Consider the following 20,918-nt stretch of genomic DNA (forward strand, 5'->3'; position numbering starts at 1 on the left):
GCCGGTCTCCACAGGGGTCCCGGGCCACCGTCACCTGATGGGACGCGCCCGTAGGATGGTCCGCATGTCCGACGGCACCGCGTTCTCCATCACGACGCCCATCTTCTACGTCAACGACGTGCCGCACATCGGGCACGCGTACACCGAGGTCGCGGCGGACGTGCTGGCGCGGTGGCACCGGCAGCGTGGCGACGACACCTGGCTGCTGACCGGCACGGACGAGCACGGACAGAAGATCCTGCGGACGGCGTCCTCGCACGACGTCACCCCGCAGGCGTGGGCGGACCGTCTCGTGGCCGAGGCCTGGAAGCCCCTGCTCGACACCGTCGACATCCGGAACGACGACTTCATCCGCACCACGGACGACCGGCACGTGCGCGGGGTCACCACGTTCCTGCAGAAGTTGTACGACGACGGCTACATCTACGCCGGCGAGTTCGAGGGCTTCTACTGCGTGGGGTGCGAGGAGTACAAGCAGCCGAGCGACCTCGTCCCCGGCACCGGAGCCTACGAGGGCCAGCAGGTCTGCGCGATCCACTCGATCCCGGTCGAGGTGCTCGCGGAGCGGAACTACTTCTTCCGCATGTCGGACTTCGAGCAGCCGCTGCTCGACCTCTACGCGTCGAACCCCGAGTTCATCCAGCCCGAGAGCGTCCGCAACGAGATCGTGCAGTTCGTCAAGCAGGGCCTTCGTGACCTCTCGATCTCGCGGTCGAGCTTCGACTGGGGCATCACGATCCCATGGGACTCGGACCACGTGCTCTACGTCTGGTTCGACGCCCTGCTCAACTACATCACCGCGCTCGGCTACGGCAGCGACGACGACGAGGCCTTCCGTCGCCTGTGGCCGAGCGTGCACCTGGTGGGCAAGGACATCGCCCGGTTCCACGCCGTGATCTGGCCCGCGATGCTCATGGCCGCCGGGCTCGAGGTCCCGAAGCGCGTGTTCGGCCACGGGTGGCTGCTCGTCGGCGGCGAGAAGATGTCGAAGAGCAAGTTGACCGGCATCGCCCCGTCCGAGATCACGGACACGTTCGGGTCGGACGCCTTCCGGTACTACTTCCTGCGCGCGATCACCTTCGGGCAGGACGGCAACTTCAGCTGGGAGGACATCGCGGCGCGCTACCAGGCCGAGCTCGCGAACGGCTTCGGGAACCTGGCGTCGCGCATCGTCGCGATGCTGGGCCGGTACCACGACGGCGTCGTGCCCGAGCGGGCAGCGCTCACCGACGCCGACCGTGCGATCGACGAGCTCGCGGTCTCGGTGACCGAGCGAGCCGACGCCGCGATCGCCGGGTTCGCCCCGCACGAGGCGATCGCCACCGTCTGGGAGCTCGTCGACGCGCTGAACGGCTACATCACCGAGCAGGAGCCCTGGGCGTTGGCGAAGCAGCCCGACCAGCGTGAGCGTCTGGGCACGGTCCTCACGACGGCACTGCGCGGCCTCGGGACGGTCGGAGTCCTCCTCGCGCCCGTGGTTCCGAAGGCGGCCGATCGACTCTGGGCTGCGATCGGAGCGGGCGGTTCGATCAGCGATCAGCGCATCGACCGCGCGTGGGAGTGGGCGGGCGCCGAGCGCGTCGTCCCGCTCGAGGCCGGGCTGTTCCCGCGCATCGAGACCTCGGAGCAGGGCGCAGCGTGAGCTCGTCCGACGCCCACGTCCGCGCGCGGGGGAGCGACGGTGCCGGGCAGAAGCGTGACCTGAGTTACCCGCCGCTGCCCCCGGCGCTCGTCGTGCCCGTGTACGACAACCACACGCACATGGAGATCGCGGACGGGGTCGGTGACGGCGGGGACGGGCCGATCGAGTACCGCGAGCACCTCGACCGCGCCTCGAGCGTCGGGATCCGGGGGGTCGTGCAGGTCGGCACGGACCTCGAGACCTCCCGCTGGTCCGCCGAGATCGCCGCCCGAGAACCGCGCGTCCTCGCGGCGGTGGCGCTCCACCCGAACGAAGCGCCCGAACTCGAGCAGCGGGGCCTCCTCGACGAACACCTCGCGGGCATCGACGCGCTCGCTGCCCTGCCCCGCGTCCGTGCCGTCGGCGAGACCGGGCTCGACTTCTTCCGCACGGGTCCCGAGGGGCGCGACGCCCAGGTGCGCTCGTTCGAGGAACACATCGCGATCGCCAAGCGGCACGGGCTGGCCCTCCAGATCCACGACCGTGACGCTCACGACGACGTCGTCGCCACGCTCGACCGCGTCGGTGCGCCCGAGCGCACCGTCTTCCACTGCTTCTCCGGTGGCACGGACCTCGCGCGGCTCTGTGCCGAGCGGGGTTGGTACATGTCCTTCGCGGGCACCGTGACGTTCAAGAACGCCGAGGCCCTGCGCGAGGCGCTCCGCGTCGCCCCGCGCGACCGGATCCTGATCGAGACCGACGCGCCGTTCCTGACCCCGGTGCCCTACCGCGGTCGCCCGAACGCGCCGTACCTCGTGCCGCTGACGCTCCGCTCGATGGCCGAGACCATCGGGACCGACCCCTCGATGCTCGCGGCGCAGATCTCGTCCAACACCGAGATCGTGTACGGGCGGTGGGACCACGAGCCCGTCACGGTGAACGAGTGAGCGAGGCTCCCGGCCCGTCCCGTCCCGGTGCGTTGCTCGGCCCCGCCGAGATCCGCGACCTCGCAGGCCGCCTCGACGTCACACCGACCAAGAAGCTGGGCCAGAACTTCGTCCACGACGCCAACACCGTCCGCCGGATCGTGGCCGCCGGTGGTGTGCACGCCGACGCGATCGTCCTCGAGGTCGGTCCCGGGCTCGGGTCGCTGACGCTCGGCCTCACCGAGACCGGAGCCGACGTCCTCGCGGTCGAGATCGATCGGCGCCTGGCGACGCAGCTGCCCGACACGGTCCGGATGCTCCAACCCGAGGCCCGGCTCCGCGTGGTGCACCAGGACGCCCTGACGCTCCGGGCCGGGGACCTGCCGGACGGCGCGCGGCCCACGCACCTCGTGGCGAACCTCCCGTACAACGTCTCCGTTCCCGTGCTCCTGCACCTGCTGCCGACGTTCCCGACCATCGGTCGGGCGCTCGTCATGGTGCAGGCCGAGGTCGGGTACCGGCTCGCCGCGGACCCGGGGTCGAAGGTCTACGGATCGCCGAGCGTCAAGGCGGCCTGGTACGGCTCGTGGCGCATCGCCGGGCAGGTCAGTCGGCAGGTGTTCTGGCCGGTACCGAACGTCGACAGTGTGCTCGTCGGCTTCGAGCGGCATGAGGAACCGGGCGACGAGACGCTCCGGGCCCAGGTCTTCGCCCTCGTCGACGCAGCGTTCCAGCAGCGGCGGAAGATGCTCCGACAGAGCTTGTCCGCACTCCTCGGTGGGAGTGCCGGAGCATCCGACGCCCTCACCGCTGCGGACATCGAGCCGACGCTGCGCGGCGAGCAGCTCACGGTCGACGACTTCACGCGCCTCGGGCGCACGGTGCTCGCCGCCGCGTAGGGCTCAGCCGATCCCTCCGTGGCACCACCCACGAACCGGGTCCGATCTCGACGGCGATGTGGTGCACCACCAGCCGCCGAGGAGTTCTCTGGAACCATGCCGAAGACGAAGCAGCAGGTGTCCGCCAAGCCCATCAGCCCTGAACTCCACGGCCGCATCGACTACGGGTTCACGGCCGCGAACCTGTTCCTGCCGGGCGCGCTGGGCCTCCGTCCGGGGGCACGTCGACTGTTCCGGTTGTTCGGGTTGGTGCAGGGCGGCCTCAACGCGGTGACCGATCAGCCGTCCGCCGCGATCCCCGCCGTCCCGTTCGCGGTGCACGGTGCGATCGAGAAGAACAGTGGGCTGCTCTACGTCCTGCTGCCGCTGATCACCGGCGTGCTCAAGGACCGTCGAGCGCGTCGCTTCTGGTTCCTCAGCGGCATCGCGCTGGTGGTCGTCTACAACCTCACCGACTGGAGCTCGTCGAGCGGTGCGGTGTACCCGCCGAACACCAAGGTCACGCCGGCCAAGAAGGCGAAGGCGGCGAAGAAGCGCCGCTGACCCGACCGCTGTCGATGCGCGCATGTGACGACGGAGCGCGTGTCGAACGACATCGGGATCGTCGCCGCATGCACCCGCATCTGATGTGGTGCATGTGGCGACGAACCCGTCGGGGAACGACAGCGGGATCGTCGAAACGGGGCGGTTCCGCTGGGCAGAGGCGCCGGCAGGGGTCAGTGGCCCGCGACCAGGGCTCGGATGAGGTCCGCCTGGTTCCCGTTCCGCTCCGCCCAGCGCAAGGGCAGGACGTTCTCGACCAGGACCTCCGCCCCGGCCCCGGCCGCGAGGAGGGCGACGACCTCGTCGAGGAACGCGTCGAGGGGCATGCCGCCGAAGTCGGCGCCGCCGAGCAGGTCCGTGGCGACGGCCGGCGGCACGAGCTCGAGCACCTCGACGCCGGAGTCGGCGAGCTGTGCCCGGAGCGACAGCGTGTACGAGTGCACGGCCGCCTTGGTCGCGCTGTAGGTCGGTGTCGCGGCGAGCGGGGTGAACGCGAGCCCGGACGACACGGTCATGAGCGTCGCGGCCGGCCGCGTGAGCAGGTGCGGCAGGACGGCGTCGACCAGGCGGATCGTGCCGAGCAGGTTGGTGGTGATCGTCGCCTCGGCGGCGGCGATGTGCGCAGGATCACGGAGGTCCTCGGGGCGCATGATCCCCGACATCGTGACGACGGCGTCGAGCGAGGGGTGCCGCTCGACGACGGTCCGCGCGGCCGCGGTGATGGAGTCGGGGTCGTCGACGTCGAGCACGACGGTGTCCAGGCGCGGATCGTCCGCCGCGATCTCCTCGAGGAGGGCCCGGCGACGACCGCCGACGACCACGGTGCTGCCCGCGTCGGCGAGGCGTCGTGCGAGCCCGAGGCCGATGCCCGAGGTCGCGCCGGGGATGAAGACGGTGCTGGTGGTGATGTCCATGCCCTGACGATCGCGGAGTCCGGGCCGGCGGGGCAGAGCGCGTCGATCGGGGGATCGGCGATCCCTGGTCGCGGGCGCGTGCGGGTGCGAGGATCACGGGGTGGAACGGGACGGCGTGGACAGGGACGGGCTCGCGGACTTCCTCCGGCGCCGGCGGGAGCGCATCCAGCCCGAGGACGTCGGCCTCGGTGCCGGTCCGCGCCGCCGGACGCCGGGCCTCCGGCGTGACGACGTGGCCGCGCTCGCCGGGATGTCGACGGACTACTACACCCGGCTCGAGCAGCAGCGCGGTCCGCAGCCGTCCGAGCAGATGCTCCAGGCGCTCGCCCGGGCCTTGCGGCTGACGGTGGCGGAGCGGGACCACCTGTTCCACCTCGCCGGGCACAACGCCCCGGTGCGCGTGCGGCGTGCCGATCACGTGGCGCCGCCGTTGCTCCGGGTGCTCGACCGCCTCGACGCGGATCCGGCGATCGTCGTGAGCGACCTCGGGGAGACGCTCGCCGAGAACCGCCGGGCCGTCGCGCTGCTCGGGGCGACGGTGGGGCTGCCGGGGCCCGAGCGGTACCAGGTGTGGCGGTGGTTCCTCGGTCGGGAGCGCGAGCGCTACGCCCCGGAGGAGCACGAGCGGCAGGCACGCATCCAGGTCGCCTCGCTCCGGGCCGCGGTGGGTGCGGCCGGCCCGGGTGACCGCCGTGCGCGAGAACTCGTCGCGGGGCTGACCGCCCGGAGCCCGGAGTTCGTGGCGGTGTGGGAGCGACACGAGGTCGCCGAGCGGTTCACGGACCACAAGACCTTCCTGCACCCGGAACTCGGGCGACTCGAGGTCGACTGTCAGGTGCTGCTCACCGAGAACCGGGCGCAGGCGCTCCTGGTGTTCACCTCGGAGCCCGGTACCGAGGCGGCAGACCGGCTGGCGCTGCTCGGCGTGCTCGGCGAGCAGCGGTTCGGCCCGACCCCGTCCGAGGGAACCGAGACCCCCGCCCGGACGGCAACGGGGCAGTCAGCCCCTCCGCGGTTGCCTTCTGTGACGACCGGCGTGGCGCGCGCAGGGGACCGTGCCTAGGCTGTTGCGGTGAGCACTCCCCGTGTGTACGTCATCCACGAGAACCCCGAGTGGTTCCCACCGCTCGCCGCTGCGTTCGAGGCCGAGGGTGTCCCGGTCGAGGAGCTCCTGCTGACGGACGGCTCCATCGACCTCGCCGCCGATCCTGCGCCGGGCGTCTACTGGTCGCGCATGTCCGCGTCGAGCCACACCCGCGGGCACGAGCACAGCAAGGAGTACACGCGCGCCGTCCTCGGCTGGCTCGAGCGTGCTGGCCGCTCGGTCGTCAACGGCAGCCACGTGCTCGAGCTCGAGGTCAGCAAGGTCGCGCAGCACGGCCTGCTCCGGAACGCCGGGTTCGACGTGCCGCGCACGACGGCGGTGTTCGGTCACCGCGACCTCGTCGCCGCCGCCGAGCGCTTCGTCGCCGAGGCGTCGACTCCCGGTGCGCCGTTCATCACGAAGCACAACCAGGGCGGCAAGGGCCTGGGCGTCCGGCGGTTCGACACGGTGGCGGAGTTCGCGTCGTACGTCGAGAGTCCGGAGTTCGAGGAGCCGGTCGACGGCATCACCCTCATCCAGGAGTACCTGGTCGCGCGTGCGCCGTTCATCACCCGCGTCGAGTTCGTCGGCGGTCGGTTCGTCTACGCCGTCCGCGTCGACACGAGCGCCGGGTCGTTCGAGCTCTGCCCGGCCGATGCGTGCGAGGTCCCGCTGCCCGGCCAGGCGGCGCAGCCGCAGAGCGGCCCCGCCCAGACGGGCACGGCGCAGACGGACACGGCGCAGACCGGCACCGAGCAGACCGGCACCGAGCAGACGTTCGCGGGAGCGGCGTGCGACGTGCCGACGGCCGGCCAGCCGAGCGCGTTCTCGATCCGCTCCGAGATCACGGCCGGGTCCGAGATCGTCCAGCGGCTCGAGGCGTTCCTGGCCGACCAGCGCATCGGCGTCGCCGGCATCGAGTTCATGGAGACCGTCGACGGTCGGACCGTCGTCTACGACATCAACACGAACACGAACTACAACCCCGCGGTCGAGGAGACGAGCCCCGTGTCGGGGCCCCGCAGCATCGCGCGCTACCTCGGCGCGCTCCTCGCGAGCGAGCAGGCCCTGCTCGCCGTCTGAGCATCGCACCGGCTCCTTCCGTTCGCACCGCCGCATCGCGGTGTTCGAACGGAAGGCACCGGTTCGGCCGCTCCGACCCGCGACCACCGCGACCCGCGACCACCGCGACCCGCGACCACCGCGACCACCCCGGGAGGCACGGCGCCGGCCCGACCGGCACCGCGCCTCCCGACCGTCCCACCCCAACGAACCGGAAGAACCACGTGCGATTCGGATACTGGACCCCGCTGTTCGGCGGCTGGCTCCGCAACGTCGAGGACGAGCAGATGCCCGTCACGTTCGACTACGTCAAGCGCCTCGCCCAGCGGGCTGAGCAGATCGGCTTCGACCTGACGCTCGTCCCCGAGCTCAACCTCAACGACATCAAGGGCACGGCCGCGCCGAGCCTCGAGGCGTGGGCGGTCGCGGCGGCGATCGCGGCGACGACCGACCGCCTCGAGATCATGGCGGCCATGCGCCCCGGCTACCACCTGCCCGCCGTCACGGCGAAGCAGGCCGCGACGATCGACGACATCTCGAACGGTCGGTTCACGTTCAACGTCGTGAGCGCCTGGTGGGCCGAGGAGGCCAAGCAGTACGGCGGGATCTTCTCCGAGCACGACGACCGGTACCGCCGCACCGCCGAGTTCGTCGAGATCATGAAGGGCATGTGGACCGAGACGCCGTACTCGTTCCACGGGGAGTACTACGACATCGAGAACGCGCACCTCGAGCCGAAGCCCCGCGTGCAGCCGCGCATCTACGCCGGCGGTGAGTCCGAGGCCGGCAAGGCGAGCATCACACGCTACGCCGACGCGTACGTCACGCACGGCGGCACGGTCGACGAGCTGCGCACGAAGATCGACGAGATGAAGCAGCGTCGCGTCGACGCCGGACTGCCGCCGTTCGAGGCGTTCGGCATGGCCGCCTACGCGATCGTCCGTGACACCGAGGCGGAGGCGCAGGCCGAGCTCGCCCGCATCACCGACGTGCAGCACGGGGCCGCGTACGAGTCGTACCAGGACTTCATCTCGAAGTCGCAGCTCGAGCGTGTGCCGAGCCTGGAGGACTACTCCGTGTCGAACCGCGGCCTGCGGCCGGAGTTCGTCGGGACCCCCGAGCAGGTCGCGGAGCGGATCCGGGCGTTCCAGGACGCCGGCGTCGACACGCTCCTGCTGCAGTTCTCGCCACAGCTCGAGGAGATGGAGCGGTTCGGCCAGCAGGTCATCCCGCTCGTGGCCGGCACCACCGCGGGCTGAGGGGCACGGCCGCGCTGTGCCACCGCGGTGCCCCTCGGGGTCGCGCGGTGGCCATCGCGACCGATATAGGTTGGGTCCATGACGTCGCTCGCCGCACCGACCCGGGTGCGGACGCGCGCGCCGGGCAAGATCAACGTCTACCTGGCTGTCGGCACGCTGCTGCCGGACGGGTACCACGACGTCGCGACGGCGTACCAGGCCGTGTCGTTGTACGAGGACGTCGTCGCCGAGGCGGCCGACGACTTCACCGTGCGGTTCACCGGCCCCATCGACACATCGGCGGTCCCGGTGGACGAGACGAACCTGGCACTGCGGGCCGCCCGGCTCGTGGCGGAGCGTGCGGGCTACCGCGGCGGGGTGCACCTGACGATCGAGAAGCAGGTGCCCGTCGCCGGCGGCATGGGCGGCGGTTCCGCGGACGCGGCGGCGACGCTCCTGGCGGTCGACACCCTGTGGGGCACGTCGCTCGGTCGCGACGAACTCCTGCGGCTCGCGGCCGGGCTCGGCGCGGACGTGCCGTTCGCGTTCTCCGGCGGCACCGCGATCGGCACGGGGCGGGGCGACGAGCTCAGCCCGGCCCTGGCGTCGGGGCAGTTCCACTGGGTGCTCGTGCTCTCGGACGAGGGACTCTCGACGCCCGCGGTGTACACCGCCCTCGACGAGCATCGCGACCGCTACCGCGCCGACATCACGCCCGTCCGGGACGCCCCCGTCGTCGAGGCGAACGTGCTGCAGGCGCTCCGGGCGGGCGACGCCGAGCTGCTGGCCGACTGCCTCCACAACGACCTGCAGGCTCCGGCGATGCGGCTGCAACCCACGCTCGCGCGCACGCTCGAACTCGGTGAGCGCGCCGGCGCTCTCGCGGGCATCGTGTCCGGGAGCGGCCCGACCGTCGCGTTCCTGGCCGCGGACTCCGACGCCGCGCTCGACCTGCAGGTCGAGTTGAGTGCCGCCGGGCTGACCGTGGTGCGGGCCACGGGCCCGGTGCACGGCGCGCGCGTCGTACCGCGGTAGCCCGAGCCCGAGCCCGAGCCCGAGCCCGAGCCCGCCGCGCCTCAGTTCCCGGTCACCAACTTGCCCGCGGCGTAGTGGGTCGCGACCTGCTGCGCGGTGAGCACCGTGGTGTACACCGCCGCGTACCGCATGGCACCGTTCACGTACCAGGCGGAGCCGGAACCCACCCAGCTCCCGGACAGGCTGTCGTAGCCGATCCGCCAGTACCCGCCTCCGTCGTCCTCGGCTCCGGTGTACGCACTGTTGCTGGCGACGAGCGTCCCGTCGAGGTAGAGCGCCATGCCGGTGCTCGGACTCTGCGTCGCGACCACCTGGTGCCAGGCCCCGTCCGCGTAGTCCACCCCCGCTGCACTGGTCACGATCTGGTTCCTGCTGCTGTAGGTGGCGAAGGTGACCCCGCCGTCGGTGTTCACGTAGACGGCCCGGTCCTCCAGTCCGGACGTGCCGGTCCGGGCGGTGCCGAACCCGATCAACCGGCCGGCTGCCGTGGCCGTGCGGAACCACACCTCCTCGCTGTAGGTGGCCGGTGGCGCCGTCTTCGTCGGCATCGACACGTAGCTCGTGGACCCGTCGAGCACGTACGCGCTGCCACCGTCCCTCGGGCAGGCGATGGGCGTCTCGGTGCTCGTGGTCATGCTGCCCTGGTAGGTGCCGTCGTTCCCGTGTCCGGACACGTCCCGGGCGGTGGTCGAGCCGGCGTCCTCGGTCAGCGGGTACTGGAACAGCGCCGAGCCGGCGTCGACGGTGAGCGCATCCGGACAGTGGAAGTACGGCGCCGTCCTCGCGGTGTCCGCGGGGTCCGTGATCGCCGCGGTCCACCCCGAGGTCGTCCCGGGCGCCGCGACACCGACGGCGGCCGCGGCGGCGAGCGCCGCCGCGACGAGGGGCCACCGCCGTCGGGGTCGCTCGCGGTGCCGGGGGGTCATGTGTGGAGTCCTCGGGTCCGGCGGTGGCGGCGCGGGCCCGCTTCGTCGCCCGGGAGGCCCACCACGAGTGTCCAGAGCAGCGGTACCGCACACAGGCCCACCGCGAGCACCCATCCCCAGGGCGGCAGGTGCAGCGCGGTCGTCAGGTGGTGGACCGCGTGCGGTGTCGCGATGCCGTGCGCCGGCACGGTGAGGCGCCCGACCTCGCCGGCGACGAGGTCGACGTGCGCGCCGGTCGGGGCGGCGACCCGGACGGGCAGCATCCCGGTGGACACGACGGTCGCCTCCGTGCCGCCCGACACGGTCGCGGTCTGGAGCACCGTGGTCCCGACGAAGGGACGGAGGACGAACGCGACGCCGGAGAGCAGGACGGACACCCCGAGGACGCGGGCAGCGGAGCGGTGCGTCGGCCGACGGACGCGGCTCGTCACGAGCCAGAGCGCCACGAGACCGCTGATCAGCAGGGGCAGTGCACGGACGAGCCATCCGACCCCGGGCAGGATCGTCCGGACCGCCCCGACCACGTCGGCGGCGCGGAGACGCCAGGGGTCGACGGCGCCGTTCGCGTCACCACGCGTCGTGATGCGTCCGTGGTCGATCGCGACGATGCGGTGCGTGTAGGTCTCGCCCGCGGCGGTCGGCGGGTGGAACGTGACGACGTCGCCGACGCGCAGGTCGGTCGCGGCGGCGGGGACGGTGAGGACGAGCGTGCCGACGGGCGCGGCCGTGCCCATGGACGGCGTCTCGACGACGAACCACCGACCGCCGGTGGCGTGGAACGCCGTCGCGGCGACGACCACGACAGCGATGATCGCGAGCAGGACGCCGGTGAGCGCTCGCCGTCCGGTCCGACGACGACGGCGAGTGACGGCCCGGAGGCCGTGGACGGCCCTGCTGCCGCGCACCGCCCGGACGCCGTCGACCGCCCGGACGGCGCGGACGTGCGTCGCGGTCATGGCGGTCGCCTCCACGGATCGGGAGGGGCGGGTCCGGCAGCGGGACCCGCCGCGTCGGACGGGGTGGGGGCTAGCTGGCGTACGACCAGGTCAGCGGGACCGTGGCCTGGAGGCCCTGGTAGCTGTTCCCGAGGGTGCTCGGCAGCGAGACGGCGAAGCTGAAGGCCGTGGACGAACCGCCGGGGACGGCGGGGAGCGAGAACGGCGTGGTCGTGGTGCCGAGGGCGGCGAGGGTGCCCGAGAACACCGTGGTGTTCGCGGTCGTGTTCTTGACGACCACCGTCATCTGCGAGCACAGGTCGTTCGCCGTGCCGTTGACGGAGCCGTTCGCGAGCTGCCCGCAGGAGCCGGGGGTGAGGGTGAACGTCCGGGCGGCGGCCGATCCGGTGTTCTTGATCGTCGTCGCCGTGGTGACGGTGTCGCCGGGCACCATGGCGGCCCCGCCGAACTGGTCGATCGACGTGCAGGTCGCGGTGTTCGTCGAGACGGAGCCGCCGTCGGTCGAGGTGCACGTCGCCGCGTTCGCGCCGGTCGTGGACTCCTGCATCACGAGGGTGCCGGTGACGGCCGTGTCACCGCTGTTCGTGATCGACGCGACGAACCCCGACAGGGTCCCGGACATCGAGAACGCGAGCAGCACGGCGGCGAGCACCCCGGTGCCGATCGCGAACCACGTGAACCGGACGCGTTTCGGGCTGGTGGGCAGGACGTGGGACAACAGCGGGCTCCTCGGGTCGGATCGGGTCGCGCGCGGTGTACCCCGTCAGGATGGATCGTCGGACGCAGGATCGGGCTGCGGAACGACGCCCGGACGACGACACCGTGCGGCCCCCTCAGTCTGAGCGGATCTCGAGAACTCTGAGGCCCCCAATGCGGGGGACGCGGTTGTACCCCGAACGATACCGACCAGGCGGTTTGCCGCCGGATCAGTGCCCGGTGCGCTTGTACTCGGACACGATGACGGTGCCGGTGCGCCACGTGCCGGCGACGTGGAACCCACGACGTTCGAGTGTCGCGGTGAGCGCCGGGCGGACGTCGCGGGACGGCGCCCCGAGGAACCACACCGTGTCGATGTCGCCGAGACGGCGGGGCACCGTCGTGGCGACGTCCCCGTTCGTGTCCCAGAGCCGACCGGTGGCGGGGCCGCTCGTGACCGCGGCCAGGTCGGTCATCCCGGCGAAGGCCCGCGGGTAGGCGTCGCGGATGATCTGCGTCGTCGTCGTCGGGTGGTGCCACACGCTGCCGTAGACGACACCCTCGTCCGCATCGGGAGCGAACGAGCGCTGCCGGCTCACGATCGCGGCGGCCTGCGCCCAGTGCGAGTCCTGCTTGGCGTACGGGGTCTTCACGGCCACCGCGGCGGGCACGGCCAGCGCGACGAGCAGACCGACCGCGACGAGGGCGGGGACCCGCGGGCGGATCGACGTCAGGCCGAGGGCGATGAGCACCGCGACGAACGGCAGGCTCAGCGTGGCGTACTTCGGCGAGTACAGGTGCTCCCCGAGGGCCGTCGCGCCGACGAGGAGTGCCGTCGGGACGACGACGACGGGCAGGGTGACCCGGACCGCCTGGGCGCGCAGGGCCTCCCGGGCGGTCCGGGCGGTGGCGCGACGTCGCGCGCCACGCAGGCCGAGGACGACGCCGGCCGCCATCGCGACCCAGGCGGCCGTCGCGAACGGGACCGACCCGGGGAACCACGCCGTCGTCGACACCTGGCGCACGGTGCCCGGCCCGATCCCGGCGATCCAGCTCACCTGCTCCGACTGGCCCGTGGCGACGGCCACGAACGGCACGACGGTGACGGCTGCGCAGCCCGCGGAGATCGCCCACGCGCCGAGGACGTGCCGCGGCACGATCGGCACGGGGGCGGAACCGCGATGCGTCATGGGTGCGGCGCGGGCGGCTCGGAGGTCGGCGAGGCGCGTCCACGCGAGCGCCACGGCGTGGGAGACGACGACGAGCGACAGGTAGACGTTGAACACCACCGCGACCGCGGCGAGGACCCCGTACGCGACCCACCACCGCCGCCCGGTGCCGTGCCGCGTGCGTCGCACCGCGGTGAGGCCGACGAGTGTCAGGCCCACCGACAGCGCGGTGATGGTCGCGTAGGGGCGGCCCTCGACGCCCGCCCAGGCGACGCGGGGGAGGAGCAGGAACACGACGCCCGCGACGACGCCGACCCGGCGACCGGCGATCCGACGGCCGAGCGCGACGACGAGCCCGGCGGCGAGCCCGACGGCGAGCGCGCTCGGGAACCGCAGCGTGAACGGGGTGGAGCCGACGAGGCGGAACCAGACGTGCATGCAGGCGTAGTAGAGCCCGTGCACGGCGTCGACGTGGTGCAGTTCGCTCCAGAGCTGCCCCCAGGTCCGGGTCGCGCTCGTGACGGTGGCGCCCTCGTCGTACCAGAGGGACGGCACCCAGGCGAAGGCCGCGGCGAGCAGCACGCCGAGCGCCGCGATCGTGAGCTCCGGCGAGCGGGCCGAGGCGATCGACAGCGTGCCGGACAGCCCCCGGACGGACCGCCGGAGGGACGGGACCCGGGTCGGCCGCTGGATGCTGATGGCACCGGTCTGCGGAGCACTCACGGCCCGGACGATACGCAGCCGCACTGGCAGCGCGCCGGGGTGTTCGCGCCTTCGCCGCTGAGAGTTCACACTCGTGTCCCCGGGGTGGACGCAGATAATGACGGGGTGCGTCCGATCGTCGAACCGGCTCCGACCGTCTCCGCTGCCCGTCGGCGCCTCGGCTCCCGGACCGCGCCGCTGCCCGGGGTCGGGGACGAGGGCATCCGCCGCCTCGCGGCCGCACGCGTGCTCGTCATCGGTGCAGGCGGCCTCGGGTCGCCCGTCGTCGCGCTGCTCGCGGGGGCCGGTCTCGCGCGGCTGACGGTCGTCGACCCGGACGTCGTCGACCCGTCGAACCTCGCCCGGCAGACGCTCTACACGGCCGCCGACGTCGGCCGCCCGAAGGCACGCGTCGCGGCGGACCGGGCGCACGCCGTCGACCCCGAGACCGAGACGGTCGCCGTCGTCGCCGAGTTCACCCCCGACATCGTCGCGGGGCACGACGTCGTGGTGGACGCCGCCGACAGCGTCGTCGTCACCCGCGCCGCCTCCGAGGCCTGCGCTGCGGCCGGCGTCCCGCTCGTGTGGGGCAGCGCTCTCGGCTCCGACGGGCAGGTGTCCGTGTTCTGGGACGCCGCTCCCGACGGTGCCGCGGTCGACTTCCACGACCTGCACCCCGACCCGTTCGACGACGACGGCTCGTGCGCGCTCGACGGCGTCGTCCCGGCGCTCTGCGGCGTGGTCGGGTCGGTCATGGCCGGACAGGTGTCCGCGCTCGTCACCGGCGTCGGGGACCCCCTGCTCGGCCGGGTCGTCACCGTCGACGCCCGCACGTGGCGCGCCGTCGAGAGCCCGCTGCGTCGTGGTCCGGCGTCGCGACGTCCGTCGAGCCTCCCGGCCGCGCAGCGTGCGTCCGCGCCGCGGATCGCGCCCGCCGCCCTGGAGGCCCGGCTCGCCCTGCGCGCGCAGGGTCGCGACGACTTCGTGCTCGTGGACGTCCGCACGGACGCCGAGCTCGACGCGACGGGCGTGGTCCCCGGGGCGGTGCGACCGGACGACGTCCCCGCGGACGCCGAGGTCGTCGTCTACTGCGCCCGTGGCCCGCGCGCGGACGCGTGGGCCACGGCGAACGGCAACGGTCGGACCGTGACCGTGCTCGACGGCGGCATGACCGCGTGGCTGGCCGAGGCGCGGACCACCGCCGAGCGCCCCGATCGGGGTGGCGCTCAGGGGTAGGGGATGAACGCGCCCACGCTCATCTGCACGTCCTTCGTCGAGGAGCAGGCGGTCCCGTCGCCGGCCGAGCCGCCACCGCGGAGGAAGATCGACGTCCTGCTGCCCGGCGGGTAGACCCGGAGGCCGTCCGGGTGCACGGGCTTGCACTCCGCCGGGTCGAACACGGCGGCGTCCGCGATGTCGATGTAGGCCTGCGCCGCGGCGCCGTGCTGCAGCGTGACCGTGGGGTGCGGGACGCCGCGGTCGAGCTTGGCGGGGGCGCCGATCTGCGTGCCGTTCCCGTCGCCCACGTACGAGACGCCGGGCCAGCCCTGCAGCGTGCAGCTCGTGGCACCCGTGTTCGTCAGGATGATCGCCACCCGCTGCTGGCTCATGCCCGAGCCCGTCCCGGGCTGTTGACCGTCGCGCTCGCCCGTCTTTGCCGACAGCTGGCTCGACGTGCACGTCGAGGCTCGGGTGCCCGGCCCGGACCTGGCCGCCGTCGTCGCCGGTGCGGGAGCGGACGGCGTCGCGGTCGCGCCGCTGGCGGCCGGTGTCGTCGTGACGGTCGGCGTGACGGTGGAGGTCACCGTGGCGGCGGTGTGGTGGTGGGGCCCGGAGGTCGTGCCGGCGGCGCATCCCGCCAGGGGGACCGCGACGAGCGTGGCCGTCGCGGCGGCGATGAGGACGCGGTGCCGTGTTCGCAGGTGTTCCATGCGTCCGACTCTGCCCGGCCGAGCGTGAGGTGGTGATGAGATGGTCACCGGCCGGTCTCACGACTTCCTCATCTCGGTCCTGCGAGGGTGTCGCTCGGAGTCGGAGGGACCTGGACGTGCGGTTGCTGCTGTTGGAGGACGATCTCGACCTGGCCGCCCGGATCCTCGACGGACTCCGGCGGGCCGGGTTCGCGACCGATCACGTGACCGACCTCGCCGCCGCCGACGAGGCCGTCGCGGTGACCGCGTACGACGGCCTCGTGCTCGACCGCACGGTCCCGGACGGTGACTCGCTCACGTTCCTCCGCGCGCTGCGGCGGGCGGGCGACACCGTCCCCGTGCTCGTGCTGACGGCCCGCGACACGATCGAGGACCGCGTCGACGGGTTCCACGAGGGCGCGGACGACTACCTCGTCAAGCCGTTCGCCTTCGCCGAGCTCGAGGTCCGACTGCGGGCCCTGACACGGCGCGGGGCGGTGCTCCGCGTCCCCGTCCTCCGCGCCGGTCCGGTCGTCATGGACGTGCCCCGGCACGAGGTCACCCACGACGGCGTGCTCCTGAGCCTGACGCCCAAGGAGTTCGGGGTCCTCGAGATGCTCCTCACCGCGGACGGCGCCGTGGTGTCCCGGAGCGCGCTCTTCGAGGGGTGCTGGGACGAGCGCAGCGATCCGATGTCGAACGTCGTGGACGTCGTGATCGCGCAACTCCGGCGGCGGCTCGGCGAACCCGACCTGATCGAGACCGTGCGCGGCGTCGGCTACCGGATCCGAGCATGAGGACGCGCGAGGTCGCGATCGCGGCCCGCCCGAGTCCGGCGGCCCGACGGCGACTCGAGCGCATCCGCTGGAGCATGACCCTGTTCTTCGCGCTGACGACCGCGGCCTGCATGGTGGCCCTCGCGGTGGTCTTCGCCGCGACGGACGCGGCGGCGCGACACCAGGTCGACGACGGCCTCCGCACCCAGGCCCGCCTGGTGTCCGAGGGCGTCACGCACGACGGCCGGTCCTTCAGCTTCGCGACGGGGACGACGCCCGCGTCGGGTGCCGGGTTCGCTGCGATCGGGACGATGCCGGCGGGATTCATCGACGCGCAGGGCATCGAGTACGCCTCACCGCGGCAGTCGTCCCTGCCGTCCTCGGCGGTGATCAGCGCGATGTACGCGGGCATGCGGCACGCTCACGCGTCGGTCTTCCGGACGGTGTCCGGGCGCAACGGCGTCGCGATGCGATGGGTGGCGCGGCCGCTCGACCCGTCGGACGTCGCCATGACGATGGTGGGCGCGCCGGCCGCGGCGCCGTTCAGCCGTCGGTCGCTCGTGCTCGGGCTGGTCCTCGCGGTCGCCGTGCTGGTCCTCCTGGCGACCGTCACCGGGCACGTGCTCTCGGGTCGCGCGATGCGTCCCGCCGTGCAGCAGGTGGAACGGCAGGAGCAGTTCCTCCGCGAGGCCGCGCACGAACTGCGGACGCCGCTCGCGACGCTCGGCCTCATCGCGGAGTCCGGCGTCCGGCATCCTGACACCGCGGACCAGGCGCTCCGGGACCTCCAGGGTCGGCTGGAGCGGATGACCGGCGTGGTGACGAGCCTGCTCGCTCGAGCGCGGTCGGAGTCCGGTGGCGAGATCGACCAGCGGCCGCTCCGACTCGACCAGCTCGTCGAGGTCACGATCGACGAACTCGGCCGTGGTGACCTCGTGTCCGTGGACGCCGTGCCGACGGTGGTGCGGGGGAACGCGGACCTCGTGGAACACGCGGTCCGGAACCTCGTCGAGAACGCCGTCCGGCACACGGACGGCCCGGTCCGCGTGACGGTGCGCGACCAGTGCTTCGCGGTCGCCGACTCGGGCAGGGCGTTCCGGAACGCCTCGCCGGTCGTGCCGACGGCGCCGACTCCGGTGTCGCCAGCGGACCTGGCGTCGGCACCGGTACCGGGCTCTCCATCGTCCGGTGGGTCGCCGACCTGCACCACGCGACGCTGCGGTTCGAGGGGCGGCCCGGAGGCGGGCTCGTGGTCAGCCTCGAGTTCCCTACCGGCGACACGCGTTGAGCATCGGGGCGGTACCTGCGCCTAGGATCGCAGCATCATGACGCAACTGCGGATCCGCGACGCTGCCACGTACCTCGGCGTGAGCGACGACACCGTCCGACGACTCGTCGACGGCGGGACGTTCACCCGCGCCACGGACGACGCGGGCCGTGCTGTCGTCGACGGCCGCGAACTCGCCCGGTACGCCAAGGAGCGCAGCACGGCCCTCGCCGACCCCGCGTCGGGGGTGCAGAGCTCCGCCCGCAACCGGTTCGTCGGGATCGTCACCGACGTCGTCGCCGACCGCGTGATGGCGCAGGTCGAGCTCCAGTGCGGCCCGCACCGCGTCGTCTCGCTCATGAGCGCCGAGGCGGTGCGCGACCTCGGCCTCGAGGTCGGGTCCGTCGCCGTCGCGTCCGTCAAGGCGACCATGGTCGTCGTCGAAGCCCCGATCGCGCCGGTGTCCGACGCGGACGGGCCCGCCCGGGAGGAACCCGCATGACCCGTCCGTCGTCCCGCCTCCGTCCCGTGGCGGCCGCCGCGCTCGCCCTCGTCGGCACGCTCGCCCTCGCCGCCTGTTCCTCCGGCGGAGGATCCGGATCGGCCACCCCCGCCGCCAGCGCCTCGTCCAGCGCCGGCCCCACCGGCACGCTCACCGTGTACGCGGCCGCGTCGCTGCAGCAGACCTTCACGACGCTCGGCAAGCGGTACGAGGCCGCCCACCCCGGCGCCCACGTCACGTTCTCGTTCGGTGGGTCGAGCGACCTCGTCAGCCAGATCCAGGCGGGCGCGCCCGCGGACGTGTTCGCATCCGCCGACGAGACGGCCATGGGGACCTTGAAGAGCGGCGGCATGATCGCCGGGGCGAGCCACGACTTCGCGACGAACGTGCTCGAGATCGCGACCGCCCCGGGCAACCCGAAGCAGGTGTCCTCGTTCTCCGACCTGGCGAGCTCGTCCCTCCAGGTCGTCGTCTGTGCGACGCCCGTGCCGTGCGGCGCAGCGACGGCGAAGGTCGAGTCCGCGACCGGCGTCACCCTGCACCCCGTCAGCGAGGAGCAGTCCGTGACCGACGTGCTCGGCAAGGTGGAGGCCGGGCAGGCCGACGCCGGCGTCGTCTACACGACCGACGTCCGGGCGGCGGGGTCGAAGGTGCACGGCGTCCCGTTCAGCGCGAGCGCGAAGGCCGTGAACACCTACCCGATCGGCGTCGTCCAGGGCACCGCGCACAAGGCCCTCGCCGCGTCGTTCGTCAGCTACGTCCGCTCGACCGCGGGCGAGCGGGTGCTGCGGGACGCGGGGTTCGGCAAGCCGTGACCGACGGGCTGCCGCGGCGTGCCGGGACCCCTCGCGCCGCCGTCCCCTGGTGGCTCCCGGTCCCCGCCGTGGTGGGCGGCCTGTTCGTGATCGTCCCCGTCGTCGCGATGACGGGATCGGTCGACTGGTCGACGTTCGGCCACCTCGTCACGACGCCCGCGTCGCTGACCGCGCTCGGGCTGAGCCTCGGTACCGCGCTCGCCGCGACCGGCGCCGCGTTCCTGTTCGGGTTCCCGCTCGCCGTGCTGTTCGCCCGGTCCGACGCGCGATGGGTCGGGGTCCTCCGCGCGGTCGTGCTGCTGCCGCTCGTGCTCCCACCCGTCGTCGGTGGGCTCGCGCTCCTCGCGGCGTACGGCCGGATCGGCCCCGTCGGCGGGTTCCTCGCCGCACACGGCGTCCGGATCGCGTTCACCACGGTCGCGGTCGTCATCGCGCAGACGTTCGTCGCGATGCCGTTCCTCGTCACCGCGATCGAGGGAGCGCTCCGAGCGGGTGACGGACGGGCCGAGGCGGTCGCCGCGACGCTCGGGGCCGGCCCCACGCGCGTGCTCCTCACGATCACCGCGCCGCGCGCGGTCCCCGGCATCCTGTCCGGCCTCGTCCTGTGCTTCGCACGCGCGCTCGGCGAGTTCGGCGCGACCCTGACGTTCGCGGGCAGCCTGCAGGGCGTCACGCGCACGCTGCCGCTCGAGATCTACCTGCAGCGCGAGATCGACCCCGACACGGCGGTCGCCCTGGCGCTCGTGCTCGTCGCCGTGGCGATCGTCGTCATCGGAGCGTCGTCCCTGCTCGGTCGTCGGGCGATCGCGTGACCGCCACCGTCCTCCGGTTCGGCGTGACGGCACGGGACGTCGTGGTCGACCTGACCATCGCGCCAGGCGAGGTCGTCGCGCTCGTCGGCCCGAACGGCGCCGGCAAGTCGACGGTCGTCGGGGTCGCCGCGGGACTCGTCCGCCCTGACGCCGGTGAGGTCCTGATCGCCGGGCAGCCCGTCGTCCGCGGACGTCGCTCCCTGGTCCCCGTCTACCGCCGCGGCGTCGGGCTCGTCGGGCAGGACCCCGTGCTGTTCCCGCACCGCTCCGTGCTCGAGAACGTCGCGTACGGGCCCCGAGCCACCCGCCTCGGCCGACGCGCCGCACACGGGCGCGCGCTCGCCGCGCTGACGACGGTCGGTGCCGAGCACCTCGCCAGCCGCTGGCCGTCGTCGCTCTCCGGCGGCCAGGCCCAGCGCGTCGCGGTGGCACGTGCCCTCGCCACCGCGCCCCGCGTGCTCCTGCTCGACGAACCCACCTCCGCGCTCGACGTGGAGGCGCAGCGTGAGGTCCGCCAGGCGCTCGCCGCCGCCGTCCGTGGCCGAGACGCTGCCGGGTCGGCCGCCGTGCTGCTCGTGACGCACGACCCGCTCGAGGCGATGGCGCTCGCCGACCGCGTCGTCGTCCTCGAGCGGGGCCGCGTCGTCGAGGACGGGCCCGTCGACCGGGTGCTCCGACGCCCGACCTCCGCGTTCGGCGCCGCGTTCTCCGGCCTGACATCGGTCTCCGGGCACGCCGTGGCCGGCGGTGTCCGGCTCGCGAGCGGCGAGGTCCTGCCGGCCGACACGGTCGACGCCGAGCCCGGAGCGGTGGCGCTCGCCGTCTACCACCCCACGGTGGCGCGGCTCGGGAGGCCCGGGGGTGCGCCGTCAGCGATCCTCCGCCGTGTCGACCGGATCGAGCCGCGCGACGGGCTCGTCCGCGTGGTCGCGGGGGAGTTCGTCGTGGACGCCACCGTCGCGGCCGTCACCGCGTCCTCCGTGCGGGTCGGGGCGGAGGTGGCCGTGGGCCTCCCGGCCGACGAGGTCACGGTGTTCCCGTCGTCGGCGGGATGACGGCGGACGC

General features: G+C 73.2%; 21 protein-coding genes. 15 read left to right on the forward strand and 6 right to left on the reverse strand.

All coding sequences use genetic code 11. The annotated features are described in order from the left end of the window. Positions 1-64: 64 nt before the first annotated feature. The 4 genes from metG (at position 65) to DEI92_RS14210 (ending at position 3,989) form a co-directional block, all read left to right on the forward strand. The gene (gene metG, locus DEI92_RS14195) at positions 65-1,642 is read left to right on the forward strand and encodes a methionine--tRNA ligase (RefSeq protein ID WP_111011175.1); all 1,578 of its coding nucleotides are present in this window, start codon (positions 65-67) and stop codon (positions 1,640-1,642) included. Continuing rightward, complete coding sequence (locus DEI92_RS14200) at positions 1,639-2,568, forward strand: TatD family hydrolase (protein WP_111013961.1); 930 nt, start codon at positions 1,639-1,641, stop codon at positions 2,566-2,568. The genes metG and DEI92_RS14200 overlap by 4 nt, the downstream gene beginning before the upstream one ends. After that, positions 2,565-3,446, forward strand: coding sequence for a 16S rRNA (adenine(1518)-N(6)/adenine(1519)-N(6))-dimethyltransferase RsmA (gene rsmA, locus DEI92_RS14205; RefSeq protein WP_181434940.1), 882 nt, complete (start codon positions 2,565-2,567; stop codon positions 3,444-3,446). Before DEI92_RS14200 ends, rsmA begins: the two co-directional genes overlap by 4 nt. Positions 3,447-3,542: 96 nt before the next feature. Continuing rightward, positions 3,543-3,989, forward strand: coding sequence for a hypothetical protein (locus tag DEI92_RS14210; protein WP_111011177.1), 447 nt, complete (start codon positions 3,543-3,545; stop codon positions 3,987-3,989). A gap of 173 nt (positions 3,990-4,162) precedes the next feature. On the opposite strand, the gene DEI92_RS14215 is transcribed toward DEI92_RS14210, so the two are convergent. Next, positions 4,163-4,903 (reverse strand): SDR family oxidoreductase, encoded by a 741-nt coding sequence (locus DEI92_RS14215; protein WP_111013962.1) that lies wholly within the window; start codon positions 4,901-4,903, stop codon positions 4,163-4,165. A gap of 115 nt (positions 4,904-5,018) precedes the next feature. Between DEI92_RS14215 and DEI92_RS14220 the strand changes: the two genes are divergently transcribed. From DEI92_RS14220 to DEI92_RS14235, 4 genes are all read left to right on the forward strand, one after another. Beyond that, a complete protein-coding gene (locus DEI92_RS14220) occupies positions 5,019-5,966 on the forward strand; it encodes a helix-turn-helix transcriptional regulator (RefSeq protein WP_111013992.1) in 948 nt (315 codons plus the stop codon). Between the two features lie 9 nt (positions 5,967-5,975). Continuing rightward, positions 5,976-7,070: a RimK family alpha-L-glutamate ligase gene (locus tag DEI92_RS14225; RefSeq protein ID WP_111013963.1), complete on the forward strand. Its 1,095-nt coding sequence runs from the start codon at positions 5,976-5,978 to the stop codon at positions 7,068-7,070. 203 nt (positions 7,071-7,273) lie between these two features. After that, positions 7,274-8,308 (forward strand): LLM class flavin-dependent oxidoreductase, encoded by a 1,035-nt coding sequence (locus DEI92_RS14230; protein WP_111013964.1) that lies wholly within the window; start codon positions 7,274-7,276, stop codon positions 8,306-8,308. Positions 8,309-8,386: 78 nt separating this feature from the next. Continuing rightward, positions 8,387-9,322, forward strand: coding sequence for a 4-(cytidine 5'-diphospho)-2-C-methyl-D-erythritol kinase (locus DEI92_RS14235; RefSeq protein WP_111011181.1), 936 nt, complete (start codon positions 8,387-8,389; stop codon positions 9,320-9,322). A gap of 41 nt (positions 9,323-9,363) precedes the next feature. Here the strand turns inward: DEI92_RS14235 and DEI92_RS14240 are convergent, their stop codons facing one another. The 4 genes from DEI92_RS14240 to DEI92_RS14255 form a co-directional block, all read right to left on the reverse strand. Continuing rightward, positions 9,364-10,248 carry a LamG domain-containing protein gene (locus DEI92_RS14240; protein WP_111013965.1) on the reverse strand — a complete coding sequence of 295 codons (885 nt, stop codon included), beginning with the start codon at positions 10,246-10,248 and terminating at the stop codon, positions 9,364-9,366. Next, positions 10,245-11,204 (reverse strand): S26 family signal peptidase, encoded by a 960-nt coding sequence (locus DEI92_RS14245; RefSeq protein ID WP_146249161.1) that lies wholly within the window; start codon positions 11,202-11,204, stop codon positions 10,245-10,247. The genes DEI92_RS14240 and DEI92_RS14245 overlap by 4 nt, the downstream gene beginning before the upstream one ends. Before the next feature lie 70 nt (positions 11,205-11,274). Next, on the reverse strand, positions 11,275-11,922 hold the full coding sequence (locus DEI92_RS14250; protein ID WP_111013967.1) for a hypothetical protein: 648 nt from the start codon (positions 11,920-11,922) through the stop codon (positions 11,275-11,277). A 208-nt stretch (positions 11,923-12,130) separates the two neighbouring features. Further along, complete coding sequence (locus DEI92_RS14255; protein ID WP_181434941.1) at positions 12,131-13,792, reverse strand: glycosyltransferase family 39 protein; 1,662 nt, start codon at positions 13,790-13,792, stop codon at positions 12,131-12,133. Positions 13,793-13,897: 105 nt separating this feature from the next. On the opposite strand from DEI92_RS14255, the gene DEI92_RS14260 reads away from it, so the two are divergent. Then, positions 13,898-15,007, forward strand: a complete 1,110-nt coding sequence (locus DEI92_RS14260; protein WP_181434943.1) for a ThiF family adenylyltransferase — start codon at positions 13,898-13,900, stop codon at positions 15,005-15,007. On the opposite strand, the gene DEI92_RS14265 is transcribed toward DEI92_RS14260, so the two are convergent. Continuing rightward, entirely contained in the window at positions 14,998-15,702 is a 705-nt protein-coding gene (locus tag DEI92_RS14265) for a DUF4232 domain-containing protein (RefSeq protein ID WP_111013970.1), read from the reverse strand. The genes DEI92_RS14260 and DEI92_RS14265 overlap by 10 nt on opposite strands. A gap of 116 nt (positions 15,703-15,818) precedes the next feature. Here DEI92_RS14265 and DEI92_RS14270 point away from each other — a divergent pair, with 116 nt between their 5' ends. Genes DEI92_RS14270 through DEI92_RS14295 form a run of 6 tightly spaced genes read left to right on the forward strand, consistent with a single transcriptional unit; the run spans position 15,819 to position 20,908 of the window. After that, entirely contained in the window at positions 15,819-16,478 is a 660-nt protein-coding gene (locus DEI92_RS14270; protein WP_111013971.1) for a response regulator transcription factor, read from the forward strand. Next, on the forward strand, positions 16,475-17,770 hold the full coding sequence (locus DEI92_RS14275; protein WP_111013972.1) for a sensor histidine kinase KdpD: 1,296 nt from the start codon (positions 16,475-16,477) through the stop codon (positions 17,768-17,770). The genes DEI92_RS14270 and DEI92_RS14275 overlap by 4 nt, the downstream gene beginning before the upstream one ends. A gap of 12 nt (positions 17,771-17,782) precedes the next feature. Further along, positions 17,783-18,226, forward strand: a complete 444-nt coding sequence (locus DEI92_RS14280; RefSeq protein ID WP_111011189.1) for a molybdopterin-binding protein — start codon at positions 17,783-17,785, stop codon at positions 18,224-18,226. Then, positions 18,223-19,041, forward strand: coding sequence for a molybdate ABC transporter substrate-binding protein (gene modA, locus DEI92_RS14285; RefSeq protein ID WP_111013973.1), 819 nt, complete (start codon positions 18,223-18,225; stop codon positions 19,039-19,041). Before DEI92_RS14280 ends, modA begins: the two co-directional genes overlap by 4 nt. After that, the gene (locus tag DEI92_RS14290; protein WP_258370215.1) at positions 19,038-19,853 is read left to right on the forward strand and encodes an ABC transporter permease; all 816 of its coding nucleotides are present in this window, start codon (positions 19,038-19,040) and stop codon (positions 19,851-19,853) included. Before modA ends, DEI92_RS14290 begins: the two co-directional genes overlap by 4 nt. After that, positions 19,850-20,908: an ABC transporter ATP-binding protein gene (locus tag DEI92_RS14295; protein ID WP_111013974.1), complete on the forward strand. Its 1,059-nt coding sequence runs from the start codon at positions 19,850-19,852 to the stop codon at positions 20,906-20,908. The genes DEI92_RS14290 and DEI92_RS14295 overlap by 4 nt, the downstream gene beginning before the upstream one ends. Positions 20,909-20,918 lie beyond the last annotated feature (10 nt).

Origin of the sequence: Curtobacterium sp. MCBD17_034 (genome assembly GCF_003234515.1) — a bacterium.
Classification (GTDB): domain Bacteria; phylum Actinomycetota; class Actinomycetes; order Actinomycetales; family Microbacteriaceae; genus Curtobacterium.